Origin of the sequence: Leptotrichia sp. HMT-225 (assembly GCF_030644325.1) — a bacterium.
Lineage (GTDB): Bacteria > Fusobacteriota > Fusobacteriia > Fusobacteriales > Leptotrichiaceae > Leptotrichia > Leptotrichia massiliensis.
In genome coordinates this window covers 1,520,715-1,534,752 of the sequence record NZ_CP130323.1, presented here as the reverse complement: position 1 = coordinate 1,534,752, position 14,038 = coordinate 1,520,715, and the positions used below count along the sequence as shown (strand labels likewise).

At 29.9% G+C, this 14,038-nt stretch carries 17 protein-coding genes; 12 read left to right on the top strand and 5 right to left on the bottom strand.

Annotated elements, in window-relative coordinates:
- Positions 1–124: 124 nt before the first annotated feature.
- The 8 genes from gltX to QU666_RS07470 all read left to right on the top strand — a co-directional run bounded on the left by gltX (position 125) and on the right by QU666_RS07470 (position 6,708).
- Entirely contained in the window at positions 125–1,639 is a 1,515-nt protein-coding gene (gene gltX, locus QU666_RS07505; protein WP_021768134.1) for a glutamate--tRNA ligase, read from the top strand.
- Between the two features lie 141 nt (positions 1,640–1,780).
- Positions 1,781–1,993, top strand: coding sequence for a hypothetical protein (locus tag QU666_RS07500; protein ID WP_021768135.1), 213 nt, complete (start codon positions 1,781–1,783; stop codon positions 1,991–1,993).
- Positions 1,968–2,540: a hypothetical protein gene (locus QU666_RS07495; protein WP_021768136.1), complete on the top strand. Its 573-nt coding sequence runs from the start codon at positions 1,968–1,970 to the stop codon at positions 2,538–2,540. The genes QU666_RS07500 and QU666_RS07495 overlap by 26 nt, the downstream gene beginning before the upstream one ends.
- A gap of 283 nt (positions 2,541–2,823) precedes the next feature.
- The gene (locus QU666_RS07490) at positions 2,824–3,231 is read left to right on the top strand and encodes a YkvA family protein (RefSeq protein ID WP_021768739.1); all 408 of its coding nucleotides are present in this window, start codon (positions 2,824–2,826) and stop codon (positions 3,229–3,231) included.
- Between the two features lie 12 nt (positions 3,232–3,243).
- The gene (locus tag QU666_RS07485) at positions 3,244–4,140 is read left to right on the top strand and encodes a YlmH/Sll1252 family protein (RefSeq protein WP_021768740.1); all 897 of its coding nucleotides are present in this window, start codon (positions 3,244–3,246) and stop codon (positions 4,138–4,140) included.
- 151 nt (positions 4,141–4,291) lie between these two features.
- Positions 4,292–4,474 carry a hypothetical protein gene (locus QU666_RS07480; RefSeq protein ID WP_006804301.1) on the top strand — a complete coding sequence of 61 codons (183 nt, stop codon included), beginning with the start codon at positions 4,292–4,294 and terminating at the stop codon, positions 4,472–4,474.
- A gap of 112 nt (positions 4,475–4,586) precedes the next feature.
- Positions 4,587–6,386 (top strand): oligoendopeptidase F, encoded by a 1,800-nt coding sequence (gene pepF, locus QU666_RS07475; RefSeq protein WP_021768741.1) that lies wholly within the window; start codon positions 4,587–4,589, stop codon positions 6,384–6,386.
- Between the two features lie 160 nt (positions 6,387–6,546).
- The gene (locus QU666_RS07470) at positions 6,547–6,708 is read left to right on the top strand and encodes a hypothetical protein (RefSeq protein WP_198012112.1); all 162 of its coding nucleotides are present in this window, start codon (positions 6,547–6,549) and stop codon (positions 6,706–6,708) included.
- 243 nt (positions 6,709–6,951) lie between these two features.
- Here the strand turns inward: QU666_RS07470 and QU666_RS07465 are convergent, their stop codons facing one another.
- Entirely contained in the window at positions 6,952–7,077 is a 126-nt protein-coding gene (locus QU666_RS07465; RefSeq protein ID WP_304984795.1) for a hypothetical protein, read from the bottom strand.
- 257 nt (positions 7,078–7,334) lie between these two features.
- Here QU666_RS07465 and QU666_RS07460 point away from each other — a divergent pair, with 257 nt between their 5' ends.
- The 3 genes from QU666_RS07460 to QU666_RS07450 all read left to right on the top strand — a co-directional run bounded on the left by QU666_RS07460 (position 7,335) and on the right by QU666_RS07450 (position 8,695).
- A complete protein-coding gene (locus QU666_RS07460) occupies positions 7,335–7,610 on the top strand; it encodes a type II toxin-antitoxin system RelB/DinJ family antitoxin (protein WP_006804298.1) in 276 nt (91 codons plus the stop codon).
- Positions 7,603–7,875 carry a type II toxin-antitoxin system YafQ family toxin gene (locus QU666_RS07455; protein WP_021768416.1) on the top strand — a complete coding sequence of 91 codons (273 nt, stop codon included), beginning with the start codon at positions 7,603–7,605 and terminating at the stop codon, positions 7,873–7,875. Before QU666_RS07460 ends, QU666_RS07455 begins: the two co-directional genes overlap by 8 nt.
- A gap of 451 nt (positions 7,876–8,326) precedes the next feature.
- On the top strand, positions 8,327–8,695 hold the full coding sequence (locus QU666_RS07450; RefSeq protein WP_021768417.1) for a hypothetical protein: 369 nt from the start codon (positions 8,327–8,329) through the stop codon (positions 8,693–8,695).
- Positions 8,696–8,745: 50 nt separating this feature from the next.
- On the opposite strand, the gene QU666_RS07445 is transcribed toward QU666_RS07450, so the two are convergent.
- The 4 genes from QU666_RS07445 to QU666_RS07430 all read right to left on the bottom strand — a co-directional run bounded on the left by QU666_RS07445 (position 8,746) and on the right by QU666_RS07430 (position 12,968).
- Positions 8,746–9,561 (bottom strand): phospholipase D-like domain-containing protein, encoded by an 816-nt coding sequence (locus tag QU666_RS07445; RefSeq protein ID WP_021768418.1) that lies wholly within the window; start codon positions 9,559–9,561, stop codon positions 8,746–8,748.
- Positions 9,530–10,441 (bottom strand): triacylglycerol lipase, encoded by a 912-nt coding sequence (locus QU666_RS07440; protein WP_021768419.1) that lies wholly within the window; start codon positions 10,439–10,441, stop codon positions 9,530–9,532. The genes QU666_RS07445 and QU666_RS07440 overlap by 32 nt, the downstream gene beginning before the upstream one ends.
- A 10-nt stretch (positions 10,442–10,451) precedes the next feature.
- Positions 10,452–11,225: a type III pantothenate kinase gene (locus QU666_RS07435; protein ID WP_021768420.1), complete on the bottom strand. Its 774-nt coding sequence runs from the start codon at positions 11,223–11,225 to the stop codon at positions 10,452–10,454.
- An 81-nt stretch (positions 11,226–11,306) separates the two neighbouring features.
- A complete protein-coding gene (locus QU666_RS07430) occupies positions 11,307–12,968 on the bottom strand; it encodes an OPT/YSL family transporter (protein WP_021768421.1) in 1,662 nt (553 codons plus the stop codon).
- Between the two features lie 260 nt (positions 12,969–13,228).
- Here QU666_RS07430 and QU666_RS07425 point away from each other — a divergent pair, with 260 nt between their 5' ends.
- The gene (locus QU666_RS07425) at positions 13,229–14,023 is read left to right on the top strand and encodes a M48 family metallopeptidase (RefSeq protein ID WP_021768422.1); all 795 of its coding nucleotides are present in this window, start codon (positions 13,229–13,231) and stop codon (positions 14,021–14,023) included.
- Positions 14,024–14,038: the final 15 nt, after the last annotated feature.

Below are 14,038 nucleotides of genomic sequence, written 5' to 3'. Positions count from 1 at the left end.
TAAGTAAAAAAGATAAATCAATAAAATTTATTACAATATCATAAAATCAAATTGTTGCACAATACTTTATTTTATTATATAATATACAAAGAATAACAAAATAGATAGGAGAAAAAAGAAAAAAATGTCAAATAGTGATAATAAAAGAGTAAGAGTTAGAATAGCACCGTCTCCAACTGGAGATCCACACGTAGGAACTGCCTACATTGGACTATTTAATTATGCGTTTGCAAAACATAATGGTGGAGATTTTATTTTAAGAATAGAAGATACGGATAGAACCAGATTCTCGGGAGATTCAGAACAGCAAATTTTTGATGCGATGAAATGGCTTGGGCTAAATTATGATGAGGGTCCGGATGTTGGGGGAGAAGCAGGACCTTATAGACAGTCGGAAAGATTTTCGATTTATAAGGATTATGCTAAACAATTGGTGGAAAAAGGGGAAGCATATTATTGTTTTTGTACTGCTGAAAGATTGCAGAAATTAAGAGAAAGACAGGCGGCTATGAAACAAGCACCAGGATATGACGGGCATTGCAGAAACTTGTCAAAAGAAGAAGTGGAAGCAAAATTAGCGGCTGGTGAGCCTTATGTTATTAGACTTAAAATGCCTTACGAAGGTGAAACTGTTGTAAATGATGGATTAAGAGGAGAAATTAGATTTGAAAACAGTAAAATTGACGATCAAGTTTTATTAAAATCTGATGGATTCCCAACTTATCATTTGGCAAATATTGTTGATGATCATTTGATGGGGATAACTCACGTTATAAGAGCGGAAGAGTGGATTTCTTCTACGCCTAAGCATATTCAATTATACAAAGCATTTGGATGGGATGAGCCAAAATGGTATCACATGCCACTTTTGAGAAATGCTGACAAAACTAAAATTTCAAAAAGAAAAAATCCAGTTTCATTGAACTATTATAAAGAAGAAGGTTACTTAAAAGAAGGATTACTAAACTTCCTTGCACTTATGGGATGGAGCTTTGGAGAAAACAAGGAAATTTTTACTATTGATGAAATGATTCAAAATTTCTCATTTGATAAAATTTCTCTTGGAGGGCCTGTATTTGACTTAGTTAAATTAGGATGGGTAAACAATCATCACATGAGATTAAAGGATCTGGATGAATTGACAAAATTGGCTATTCCATATTTTGTGCAAGCTGGTTATTATGAAAATGAAAACTTGTCAGCTGAAGAATTTTCAAAATTAAAAAGAATTGTGGAAATTACAAGGGAAGGTTCACAAACATTAAAGGAATTACCAGTAAATGCAGCAATTTATTTTGAAGATAAATTTGAATTGCCAATAATTGAGGAAGGAATGAATAAAAAAGAAAGAAAATCAATCGAAAAACTGACTTCTTCACTTGAAACAGAAACTGGTAAAAAATCTATCCAAATGTTTATTGAAAAAATCAATAAATTAAATGAAGAAATTTCAGAAGATGAAGCAAAACAAATCCTGCACGAACTGCAAGATGAAATTGGAGAAGGTCCAGCAGCAGTATTAATGCCACTTAGGGCAGTTATTACAGGAAAAGCTAGAGGAGCGGATTTGTACACGGTAATCGCAGTTATTGGGAAAGAAAGAACGTTGGCTAGAATAAATAATATTTTGAATAAATAATATTTTTAAAGGGAATTACTAATATGTAGTTCTCTTTTTTGTATTAATTTTTTTAACTATTTTTTAAAATTTTATGGAAATTTTATTTCTTATGTGGTATAATTATATTAATTAAGAAATAAAAGATAAGGGGTGATAGTTATGGCTACAAGCAGTTTTTTCAAAAATTTAGAATTGAATAAGGAAGCGGCTGAAGAGCTGATTAAAATGATGGAAGAAGGATTTACTGTAAATAAAAATGAAGATTTGAAATGCGAGGAAGCTGATATAGAAGAAATAGGTAAAAAATTTAAATTGAGAAAAAAAGGGGAAATAGCAATTGAAGAGAATGAGATTACAGGAGTTATTGAATAAATATGACGAACTAGATGTTATAAAAGAATTAAAAAAATTTAAAAGTATCTCAGTTTATCCTAAAAATGATATTGAGATATTTTTACAAGAAAAATCTATTAGATTCGAAAAATCATGTGTTTCTACAACCCATTTAATATTTGATGATAATATTGAAGAAATGTTAGGATATTTTACAATTGCAAATAGAAGTTTAATTCTTTCAAAAGAAGAATTGAATGTGCTTTCAAAAACACAGCAAAAGAAACTGAGTAATAGCGGAAGTATATTAAGAAATGGTGATTTGATGACAAGTAGTTTTTTGTTGGGACAACTTGGGAAAAATTATTCAGATGATATTTTGAAAAAAATTACAGGAAAAGATTTACTAACTTCGGCATATAATTTGTTATTGAAGATAAAGGAATTGATAAATACTAAATATGTCTGGTTGGAATGTCAGAATGAATCTAGATTAATTAATTTTTATAGAGATTTTGGATTTAAACTTTTGGAGCATATTATTTCTGATGAAGGATTGAAAGTAATGATAATGGAACTTAAATGAAGTATATTGAATTTATTTTTAAGATTAAATGGATAAATTATAAAAATTTAAAAAAGTGATGTATAGAGTTTTAAACTTTTAGATATCGCTTTTTTTATTTTATTTATATTCAAATTTATAATAAATATTTTTTTCTTTAATAAAATAAACTTTTTAGTTTTAATGAACTGGCGGAGGTTTTATAATTTAACTAGAATAATCCATAATTATTTAAGTTGAATTGTAAGAAGTTTTTTAGTATAATTAGGTTACCAAAAGTTTCATTTACGAAAGGGGGAAAATTATGTTAAAAAGAGCAAAAAAATTATATGAAAAATATAAAAAGACAAATATTACAGCAGAAGATTTGAAAAAGGCTGGAAAGTTGAAAAATAATTTAGGAGCAGCTGCATCAAAGTTTGGACTTCTTGTGAGAATGTTGCAAGCGGACAAAAGAGGGGAATTTAAGATTCCAACGATGGATAAGGTAAAAATTATTGGAGCGATTATTTATGTGATTTCGACAATTGATGCAGTGCCTGATATTTTGCCGATTATTGGGTTTGGTGATGATATAGGTGTTGTGGCGTATGTGATTTCAAAGCTGGGAAGTTTGATTTCTGAATATGAAAAATTTGAGCTTCAGAAGAAAAGGGAAGAGAAGGACAGAAATGTAGATTGGGATAATCTAAGGGTTGTAAATGAAGATTAGAAGTGGAGAAATATGAAAAAAGAAAATTTTTTGAGGCAGTTTCCGAAAGAAATGGAGTATTTGGCTAGTAAATTGTATAATTCTTATGAAGTGGCAAAGGAATATGAGATTATGAGCTTTACTGAGGAGTTTTATACGCCGAATTTTTGGAAGAAGCTGGGGAAAAGGATGGATGGACTTAATGTTATTTGTGATGGAGTTTTTGCGGATAGTGATAGACGGCAAATTGCATTTGTGCCTGATAGTTTTATAGCTGGAAATAGAGATGTTTATGATAATTTTGCAAAAAATGGCAAAAGTTTGGTACAAGATGATGAAAAAATTGAAGATTATGCGGACTTTAATAATGAGTTTAATGAGAATAGTTTTCAATTTTCAAATAAATTGTTAAAAATATCAATAGATTCAAGATTTCGTGAATATCTTCATAAGGATTTTTTAGGAAGCCTTATGGGACTTAATATAAAAAGGGAGCTTATGGGAGACTTGATTTTGGAAAATGAGGGCAGGAAAATATCAGGTTATATTCCAGTGTCAGAAAAAATTACGAATTATATTATTTCGGAATTAAAGCAAATTGGAAAAGCGTCTTGTGAAATTGAAATTATTGACACAAAAAATAAAAATATTCTTCCGCAATATAAATATGATAATAAGTTAATCACAGTTCCCTCCAAGCGTCTGGACAGCATCATTTCAACGATTACAAATTTATCTCGGACAAAAGTAATTGAGCCGATTGAAAAAGGAAAGGTTCTAGTTGATTATGTGGAAGAAAAGGATAAATCTAAAATGCTTGAAATTGGGAGTTTGATTACGATTAGAGGGTTTGGAAAATATAAGTTGTTTTTGGATAAGGGCGAAACAAAAAAGGGGAAAGAACGGATACTTGTGAAGAAATACATTTAGAATTCAATAAAAATAAATATTCTGAAGCAAAGGGTCTTGACCACTTGTGGAAACATAAAAACTCAGGTTATCGAACATGTCTATTATTTATAACTTGGTTTAAATGTTTTAAAATAGAGAATGTTCTAAATAAAAGAAAGAAGGTAGAAAAATGAAAGATGTTACACCAAAAAGTAATTTTGAAATATTGATAAGATGTCTTGTAATAGCAATTGGAATTGTGGCAGTAATTGCATTTCTGAAATTAGCACTTTCGGTATTTTTATCAGTTGCAGGTTGGATAATTCCGATTGCGTTGATATTATTTTTGTATGAAAAATTTAAAGAAAAATAGTTTTTTTAAAAAATTTTTATCAAATTGATAATTAAATAATTCTAGAGTTTAAAATATGTAACTTTTAGATTTGAAAAAGTATTATTATAAAAAATAGAAAAGGAATGAAAAGATGGAAAGAAGTGAAATAAAACAGGAATATAAATGGAATTTATCGGATGTTTATGAAAATTATTCAGCTTGGGAGAAGGATTTTGAGAAAGTTAGTGATCTGAAAAAAGAATTGGCTGGATTTAAAGGGAAATTTGGGAATGAAGGGAAGTTATTAGAGTTTTTTCAGAAGCAGGAGGAAATGGATAAGATTTCTTATAAATTGTATCGTTATCCTCAGCTTGCGAGGGATTTGAACTCATCGGATAAGGAGGCTGTGGAGCATTTGCAGAAGGTGCAGTTTTTATTTGCAGAGATTTCTACTGAATTGTCCTGGGTAAATTCAGAACTGGTTGATAATCGTGAGAATATTGAAAAATGGATTGAAAAAAAAGAATTTGATGATTATAGATTTGGTCTGAAAAATTTATTTAGGTTGCAAAAGCATATTCTGGAAGAAAAGGAAAGTAAACTGCTGTCGTATTACAGCTCATTCTTTTCAGCACCGAGAAGCATTTATTCGGAAGTTACGGTTACGGATGTGGAATGGCCTCAAGTTACGCTTAGTTCTGGAGAAAAAGTGGATGTAACGCCTGCCAATTATTCTAAAATTTTGTCTACAAATAGAAATCAGGAAGATAGAAAACTGATGTTTCAGACATTTTACACAATTTATGAAAAGAAAAAAAATACAATTGCTGCAATTTATAACTCAATTTTGCAAAAAGGGATTGCTTCAAAGAAAGCCTACAATTACGATTCATTTTTGTTAAGCCATCTGGAGAGTGACAATATTCCAGAAGAAATTTACTTAAATCTTGTAAATACAGCAAAAAATAATACAAAACCATTGCAAAGATATTTAAAATTGAGAAAGAAAATTTTAGGACTTGAAAAATACTATAATTTTGACGGCTCAATTAACCTAATAGAATTTGACAAGGAATATGAGTATGATGATGCGAAGGAAATAGTGTTAAATTCAGTTGCTCCGCTTGGGAAAGATTACGTAGAAAAAATGAAAAAAGCCATTTCAGAAGGCTGGCTGGATGTATTTGAGGCGAAAGGGAAAAGAACGGGAGCGTATTCTGCTGGAGTTTACGGAGTTCACCCATATATGCTTCTAAATTACAACAAGACTTTAGACAGCGTATTTACATTGGCACACGAACTGGGACATACTTTGCACACTCTTTACTCAGATGAAAATCAGCCTTTCTCGATGGCAGACTACACAATTTTCGTAGCGGAAGTGGCTTCCACATTTAACGAAAGATTACTGCTTGACTATATGCTGGAAAATACCAATGATCCAAAAGAAAGAATCGCACTATTGGAGCAGGAAATTGGAAATATTGTTGGAACATTCTATTTTCAGGCATTGCTAGCAGATTATGAATATCAGGCACACAAGCTGGCAGAAGCTGGAGAGCCAATCACAGCGGAAGTTTTGAGCAAAATAATGGAAGACTTGTTTGATAAATATTACGGCGACATAATAGAAAAAGATGATTTAATCTATATTTTCTGGGCAAGAGTTCCACACTTTTTCAACTCGCCATTTTACGTGTATCAATACGCCACTTGCTTTGCCTCATCAGCAATTTTATATGAAAAAATGATAAATTCAAGTGATGAAACCGAGAAAAAACAAACACTAGACAAATACATTCAATTATTAAGCTCAGGAGGAAATGACTTCCCAATGGAACAGCTTAAAAAGGCAGGAGTTGACTTGTCAAAAATTGAAACAATCGAGGCTGTGGCAAAACAGTTTGATTTGCTGTTAGATAAATTAGAAGTGGAAATTGGGAAGTTATAGAAAAATATTGAAATATAAAATAACTTGCACCAAAACTTAAAATGTTGTATAATAAAAATATAAAAAAACACATAAATAGTTAATACATGAAATGGAATGATAATTTGATATAGAAAAAAACTATATAAAAGGAGATGGTGTATTTATGAAAAAAATTATTATGTTGGTTATACTTGCCATGACTGTTGTTGGATGTGAACTGTTTGATTCAGAAAGATGGGCGAGAATTCATCGTGAAGATGCTGAAAGAGGAGTGAAATGTTATAAGGAATATAATGGATATGTATACTGTAAGGATAGAGAGGGAAATAGGACATACTAATAAATAATAAACTTATATATGAAGGGCAGATACTTCTTGTTTTGGGAGAATGTATTTTGCTCTTTTTCTTTTAGTTAAATAATTGTATTTTTTAATTAATTTTCTAATTAATACCTAAACCCCTTTTGAAAATAGGAATAAATTTTTATAATAGAATTGTTTGATAATTAACTCATAATCATTCAACTAAATTATTTTTTATTATTTTTTGGATATTTTATTAATAAATATTTTTTCATATTACTATGTTTTTTCTTTTTTATTTTCGTAGGATTGCTCATTGCCGCAAATCCTACAACCTATGGCTAGTCTACGACATTTTTCTGTACTGACAAAAAACTCGCTATGCTCAGACAGTTTTGCCAGCACAGAAAAATGCTCCGACGGATTAATTTATACTAAAATCTATTTAAAAAGTAAAAATTATGTTTTAATCATTTGAAAATATTAAGTTTTATCCTTTAATTAGAAAAATTTGTAATAAATTCGTTGTTTAAATGGAATTTAGTATTATAATGAAATTTAGTACAAAATCAATTGTGTTTTCAACATTAATAATATTGGCGTATTGTATTGACAATGTAATTAAAAATTGATACAATGAAGAAAAAAAGGAGGTATTTGTTATGGCAAATGCAAATTTAAGTATTAGAGTTGATAAAGAAACAAAAGAAAAAGCGAACGAATTATTTAACAAATTTGGCTTGACAATGACAACTGCAGTAAATATGTTCTTAAAAACTGCAATTAGAGAAAATAGAATCCCTTTTGAATTGAAATTGGAAGAAGAGCCAAATGAAGTGACTTTAGAAGCAATGAGAGAAGCTGATAGAATTGCAAGAGATGATAGTGTAAAAGGATATGACAGCATAGAGGAGTTGAGAGAGGCACTTGGTGTATAAAGTTAAATTTACAGGACAATTCAAGAAAGAATTGAAATTAGCCAAAAAGCAAGGAAAAGATATTAATAAATTATTTAAAATCGTTGATATTTTAGCTCAAAAGAAAGTATTAGACATTAAATATAAAGATCATGCATTAATCAGTAATTACAAAGGATTCAGAGAATGCCATATAGAACCTGATTGGCTATTAATATATAAATATTATGATGACATTTTAGTATTATCTTTATCTCGTTTAGGTTCACACTCAGAACTGTTTTAGTATGGTTCTGAAATTTGAAAAATATTAAATAAGCAAAATTTCGTTAAAGGAAAAATAACTAAATACAAATGTATTTCTTTCGCCATAATTTTTATAATGATAAAACTTATTTATGTAAAAATAACTTTTGTTTGCGAAAGTGAGCGTAGTTTCTACGAAGCGAGTTTTATTTTTTCTTTATAAGAAAGTTTTGCGTAAAGCGGGGTTGTAAGGGCATGGCGTTTGATGCCCTTACGTTAAAAAATATATAAATAAAATAAGAAAAAACATTTATTAATAATAATATTTATAAATAAAATTATAAAAGTCTTTAAGATGAATAATTAAGAATTTTAGCAAAACTATCAAATTGATTTATAGAATTTTATTTCTATTTTAAAAATCGGGTTTTGTATTACAAAAAAATATGGTATAATTAATATGAAAAAGATTGAAAGAGAAGGTGATTTTGATGAAAAAAATTTTTAATAAAAAGATTGGTGTTTTGATTTTTTCTTTGGTATGTGCGGGATTGGCAAACGCTGCACCTGTAAGAAGTGAGAATGAAGCTTTGAGACTTGTGCAAAATTCAATAGCTAAGCATAAATTTGGTGGTAGTCAAGGGACAAAATGCATGAGATTTTATATTGATGAAACTGATGAGGAATTTGAAATTGATGTGCGAAGCAATAATGCGAAATGTGGTGGAGATTCGAATGTTGAGCCACGTTTGTTCAGTTATACTGTAAATAAGAGAACTGGTAAACTTGCAACAGATAACTTTGATTATGCTAACAGTTTAGGGTTGGAATGGGACGGAAGCTATAATCCGATAGATTAATTGTAATTGTATTTAAAAAAAGAGTTGTCTAAATTGTTAAACTGGCAACTCTAATTTTTTTTGCTAATTTTATATTTCAATTCTTTTAGTGATATTGAGTTTACTTTTAGCAAATCTTTATAAACGTTATTCAGGTGCTTAATCGCAGTTTTGTCAGTTGTTTTTATGCAAGTTTCGTGATTTAGCATAAATCCTGTGTCGGTAAAGTTTAAGGAACCTAAAAATGCAATTTTATTGTCAATTATGTAGATTTTGCTGTGAAGATCGTAGTTCTTGCTTAAAATATGAATATTAAAATTATCACGCAATGAATAGTAAAATTCGTTGTTTTTTATTGCTGTTCTTAGAAAAAATGTAAAAATTCCTAGAAAAATTGTTAAAACTAAAAGGTTGTTTTTTGTAATTGGAAATACAGACTTTGTAAAGGAAATATCAAAAAGAAATAGTGTAAAAATTTCTAGTGCTGCAACCGACAAAATTAAATAGAGTATTGTTAGTATAATTTTTCCAAAGAGAAGAATGAATTTTCCAAAACCTAGTATTGAATGATATTTAAATAAGTTTTTTCGTAAAAAAGGATAAATTTTTTCATTATCTTTTGAAACGATATTTACCTGCACGTCTTTATTTAATGAACTAAAAATATCTTCAGTTATCATATCCCCACTTAAAAAGGGAGAGATTACCGTGATTGATTTCTTGGCTTTTTGGATTGCGTTTCGTACACTAATTCCAGCCTTTTTTCCAACATAGATATCACAGGAAATTCCTTCTAAGAAAGGTTGCTCAGCTTTTGGAATATTTTTTGTTCTTGTAGTTTTTTTCGTTGTGTAGTTAGTTCGTTTTGTCGTCTTTTTTTTCATCATTTTCTTTTGTATCAGGACTTTTTAAAAAGTCAGAAATCTCCTTCATTGTTCGGTTATCTTTTAAAATACTCGTGTGAGTAGTGTTATTAATAATTTTAAAATTATCAGATTCCATTTTTGCAGTTTCCAAAGGCACCATTCCATCGTCCTTTCCACGAATAATCATTGAATACAGCGGATTATTTGTCTTGTTTCCAATCAGAATCATATAATCGTAATTAGGCTCGCCAAGCTGATTTACAAAACTATCCTTTTTTGTGCTAAATTGTGGGACGACTTTTCCAAGCATAAATGGAAGTTTGTCTACAAATGGAACATCTGCTAGATGGCTTCCGTGCGATGGTGGAGAAATAAATACAACTTTTCCTAAATTTTCAAGAGGATTTTCCTTTAAATAATATCGTAAAATTCCAGTTCCCATCGAGTGTGCCACAAAATTAATCTTTATATTTTTTTGTACATTTTCATCATTTTTTTTATCTTTTCGTTTACCATTTTCGTCAATTTCATAATACTGATTTTCTATTTTTCTATGTAGATTCTCTGCATAAATTTGCCCATTAATATCCTCAATATTCGGCTTTATATAATGTTCAACAATCTCTTCAGCAGTTTCCTTAGTGGTAGGATACTGAATATTGATAATCCTGTAATCATTTTTAAATTTTTGTGCGATACTTTCCATATCTGAACTTTTCCCATAAATCCCATGAAGAAGTACTATAAAATCCTGATTTTTCCGAGATTTATCATCTTTTTCATAATATGTCTTGATTTTATATTCATGGTAAAGAAGTCCACCAACAACATTTTGAGTTGCAACTGCTCCACCTATTGTAATTATTGATCCAATTAATATATTTTTTGCTATTTTATTCATTTTATTTCCTTTATCTATTTTTATTTAAGTTGTAAAATTCAAAAATTCCCATTTCCCCAAGTTTTGCGACATATTCATCAATTTCTTCGATATATTCTGAAATTTTTTGTCCCTGTCCACCAGTTGCGATAACGTAAGCGTTTGGAAAGGAATTTTTGTATTGTAAAATCAATTCTTTTATTGCACCAACATTTCCGTAAAAGATACCGGCATTTATTTGTGAAATTGTATTTATTCCCAAAACTGTTTCAGGTTCGGTAAATTCGATTTTTGGCAAGGCAGCGGTATTGCTAAACAAGGCATTTATTGAAAGTGTGATTCCTGGAAGAATGCAGCCACCCATATAAGTGAAATCTTTTATCATGTCAAAAGTTGTGGCTGTACCAAAATCAATTATTAAAAGTTCCTTTTCTGGATACAGTTTTTTTGCGGCCAAAATGTCTACAATTCTGTCTGCACCAAGACCACGCTCCATATTTGGCAAAATTTTTATTTCATTTTCTACATTGTCAAGTGTTACAAACATTGGATTAATGTTAAAATATTTTTTTCCAAGCCTTGTAAAATTTTCGTTAATATTTGGAACAACTGATGAAATAACAATATTTTTAATATCTGAAATTTCTAAATTGCTGTTTTTTGCAAATTCCTTTAACATTACAAAAAGAGTATCTTCGGTAAATTCCAGATGTGTCGGTATTCTGAAAGTTGCTAGAATATCGCTATTTTCATTATAAAAAATTGGTATAATATGTGTATTTCCAATATCAAATCCTAAAATCATTATTTTTCCTTTCTGTTAGTGAGTTTATTAAAAGATTAAATTCAAAATCTTGTCTAACTTTAAATATATAAAGATATTTTTTTATTTTACAAACAGCTTGATATAAGCAACAATTGATAAAATAACACCTATAATCGCTTCTCCACTCATTAATCCATTAGAAATTAAAAGCAGGTTTGAGTGAGATTTTTGTGAAATTCTGTTTCCAAAAAAACTTGCAAGTCCGCCTAAAAATACAGTTGAAGTTAAATAAAACGGTACATAGATTCCAATTCCAAAAGTTAAAACTGGTAAATTTAACAGGCTTAAAAGCAGTCCCGCTGCAAGTCCAATAAAGAAAATATTCAAAAAAGGAATTCCGTTTATTACTGTTGCCACAATTGAGGCTTGTAATGCTATTAAATCCGTATTTTCTACTGGACCGATAGTTTTATAAACTTTGAAAAATACAAAAAACAAGAATGTTATTACAAAAGAACTTACGATTGAGCCGATTAATTCGCCAAAAAGCTGTTCTGATGGATTTACTTTCATTTTATATCCTGATTTAAAGTCGTTTAGAATATCGCCAGAAAGACCGCATGCGACAGCTATAATGCAAGCCAGTAAAAATAGCGTCAGAGTGTTTAAGTTTGTAGAAAATTTTATTCCGCCAATGTTTAATCCATTTAACATTTTATTTAAAAACGAAATTACTAGAATTGTGATTATGGCGTAAATTTCCATTGGATTAACTCCAGTCTTTCCAGTCGAATAACCTGCGATTATCGTGCATAAAATAGAGATTAGTACTAAAACTAATGCAAGAAATATTGGAAGTTTATAAATAAAAATTATTATAATTATTGAAACGGCTGATAAAATAAATAATTTGGTAATGATACTTCTATTTTCTGAATTATTCTTTGATTTATTTGAAAAAATAATTTTTAAAATTACAGCAATTCCAATTCCAATCATAAATCCCATTCCAAAACTATTTTTCATAATGGGAAAATCAGCAATTTTAAACATTTTTGCAAGCGGTTCTCCAACAAAAATTACAGCAGCGCCACCTAAAAACCAGACAAATGTATTTAAAAATCCAAGCACATACCCGATCCCAACTAAAAGAGGCGATACGTAAAAGCTGAAAGGCACATTTTTTAGTGAAACTAATGCTGGAATAATAGGAGCTTTTCCTTTTGTAAAGCTAAAATCACGAAAAAGAGCCACAATTGAGCTAAATAACGTTCCAAATGAAACATAATGAAAACTCGCAGTATTTTTACCAGAATTTACAAGATTGTAAGCCGCTTCCCCAATTGGAAATTCCAAATCTTCTTCTTCAATTAATTTTGAACGAAAAATGTAGGACAAAAATGAACCTGTAATGCTTCCAATCAAAATTGTGATAAAAAGCAGCCGCTGATTTATGTCTGTTAATTTTCCGCCTAAAATAATGTAGGCTGGAACTGTAAAGGCAACTCCTCCCGCCACCATTGAACCAGCACTCATAATGGTATGTGTAATTGTAATTTCCTTGTTATTCGTCTTTTTAAAGAATTTTAGCGCCATCATTGATAAAAGTGTAACCATTATCGTTGGCCATGGTAATGCCCCAAATTTAAGCACGATATAAAAAGAGCTGGCAGATACAAGTATTGCTCCAATAATTCCAATTAAAATTGATTCAAATGTTATATTTAATCCATTGATTTTGTTGTTGTTTTTATTTGTTTTTGATGCTCTCTTTTTTGCCATTAAGTTTCCTCCTCATTTTGTTATTAAATTTTACTTCATTTTTGGGGTGTTTGTCAATGGAATTTTCTTTTATTGTTTGTTAAATTTGGAAAGAAAAAAGCTAAAATAAAAATTTTGATATAAATATCTAACACACAGTTTAACATAACTTGGAAATTTTAAAAGAATTATAAGAGAATTAATATTGAAAATTTTAAGAAAAAATTGTAAAATTATATAAAGTGTATTAATTTATAAAATAAAGAGAGAGAGGATTAATAATGAAGAAGTATTCAAAAATATTATTTTTAATAACAGCCTTAGGAATGATTGCTAGTTGTACAGTAGCACCGCTTACTGGGAGAAGGCAGCTTAAACTTGTGAGTGATGAAAGTGTAGCCTCAAGTTCAGTTTCAGCTTATAGACAACTTATACAGCAGGCAAATGCAAAAGGATTGTTAGCAAACAACACAGCGGATGGACAGAGATTAAGAAGAATCGGTGGAAGAATTTCATCAGCAGTAGAACAGTATTTGAATGAAAATGGAATGTCAAACAAAGTTTCAAATCTGCAATGGGAATTTAATTTAATAAAAACAAATGAGGTAAATGCCTTTGCTATGCCAGGGGGTAAAATTGCTTTTTATACTGGAATATTACCAGTTTTAAGTACTGATGCAGGAATTGCATTTGTAATGGGGCATGAAATTGGGCATGTTATTGGAGGGCACCATGCTGAAGCTTCAAGCAACAAAGCTCTTGCTGGAATTGCTGCTACTGTGACAGATGCTGTAACGGGTGGAAATGGAGTATCTTCCCTTGTTTCAGGTGGACTTTCGATTACTCTTTTAAAATTTAATAGAACTCAGGAATATGAAGCAGATAAATATGGAATGATATTTATGGCAATGGCTGGATATAATCCATCTGAAGCGATTACAGCTCTTGAGAGAATGGATTCGCTAGGAACAGGAAAAGGAGCAGAAATATTATCAACACATCCATCTGGAAAAAACAGAATTGAAGCAGCTAGAAAATTTTTACCTGAAGCAATGAAATATTACAAGGCAAGATAAATTGAAATAATAAAA

Excerpts from the sequence above, each read along its gene's own strand:
- QU666_RS07425 (WP_021768422.1), top strand. The coding sequence starts at position 13,229 with ATGAAGAAGTATTCAAAAATATTATTTTTAATAACAGCCTTAGGAATG.
- pepF (WP_021768741.1), top strand. The coding sequence starts at position 4,587 with ATGGAAAGAAGTGAAATAAAACAGGAATATAAATGGAATTTATCGGAT.
- QU666_RS07495 (WP_021768136.1), top strand. The coding sequence starts at position 1,968 with ATGAGATTACAGGAGTTATTGAATAAATATGACGAACTAGATGTTATA.
- QU666_RS07460 (WP_006804298.1), top strand. The coding sequence starts at position 7,335 with ATGGCAAATGCAAATTTAAGTATTAGAGTTGATAAAGAAACAAAAGAA.
- QU666_RS07430 (WP_021768421.1), bottom strand. The coding sequence starts at position 12,968 with ATGGCAAAAAAGAGAGCATCAAAAACAAATAAAAACAACAACAAAATC.
- QU666_RS07485 (WP_021768740.1), top strand. The coding sequence starts at position 3,244 with ATGAAAAAAGAAAATTTTTTGAGGCAGTTTCCGAAAGAAATGGAGTAT.
- QU666_RS07500 (WP_021768135.1), top strand. The coding sequence starts at position 1,781 with ATGGCTACAAGCAGTTTTTTCAAAAATTTAGAATTGAATAAGGAAGCG.
- QU666_RS07450 (WP_021768417.1), top strand. The coding sequence starts at position 8,327 with ATGAAAAAAATTTTTAATAAAAAGATTGGTGTTTTGATTTTTTCTTTG.
- QU666_RS07440 (WP_021768419.1), bottom strand. The coding sequence starts at position 10,441 with ATGAATAAAATAGCAAAAAATATATTAATTGGATCAATAATTACAATA.
- QU666_RS07445 (WP_021768418.1), bottom strand. The coding sequence starts at position 9,561 with ATGATGAAAAAAAAGACGACAAAACGAACTAACTACACAACGAAAAAA.
- QU666_RS07480 (WP_006804301.1), top strand. The coding sequence starts at position 4,292 with ATGAAAGATGTTACACCAAAAAGTAATTTTGAAATATTGATAAGATGT.
- QU666_RS07470 (WP_198012112.1), top strand. The coding sequence starts at position 6,547 with ATGTTGGTTATACTTGCCATGACTGTTGTTGGATGTGAACTGTTTGAT.
- QU666_RS07435 (WP_021768420.1), bottom strand. The coding sequence starts at position 11,225 with ATGATTTTAGGATTTGATATTGGAAATACACATATTATACCAATTTTT.
- QU666_RS07490 (WP_021768739.1), top strand. The coding sequence starts at position 2,824 with ATGTTAAAAAGAGCAAAAAAATTATATGAAAAATATAAAAAGACAAAT.
- gltX (WP_021768134.1), top strand. The coding sequence starts at position 125 with ATGTCAAATAGTGATAATAAAAGAGTAAGAGTTAGAATAGCACCGTCT.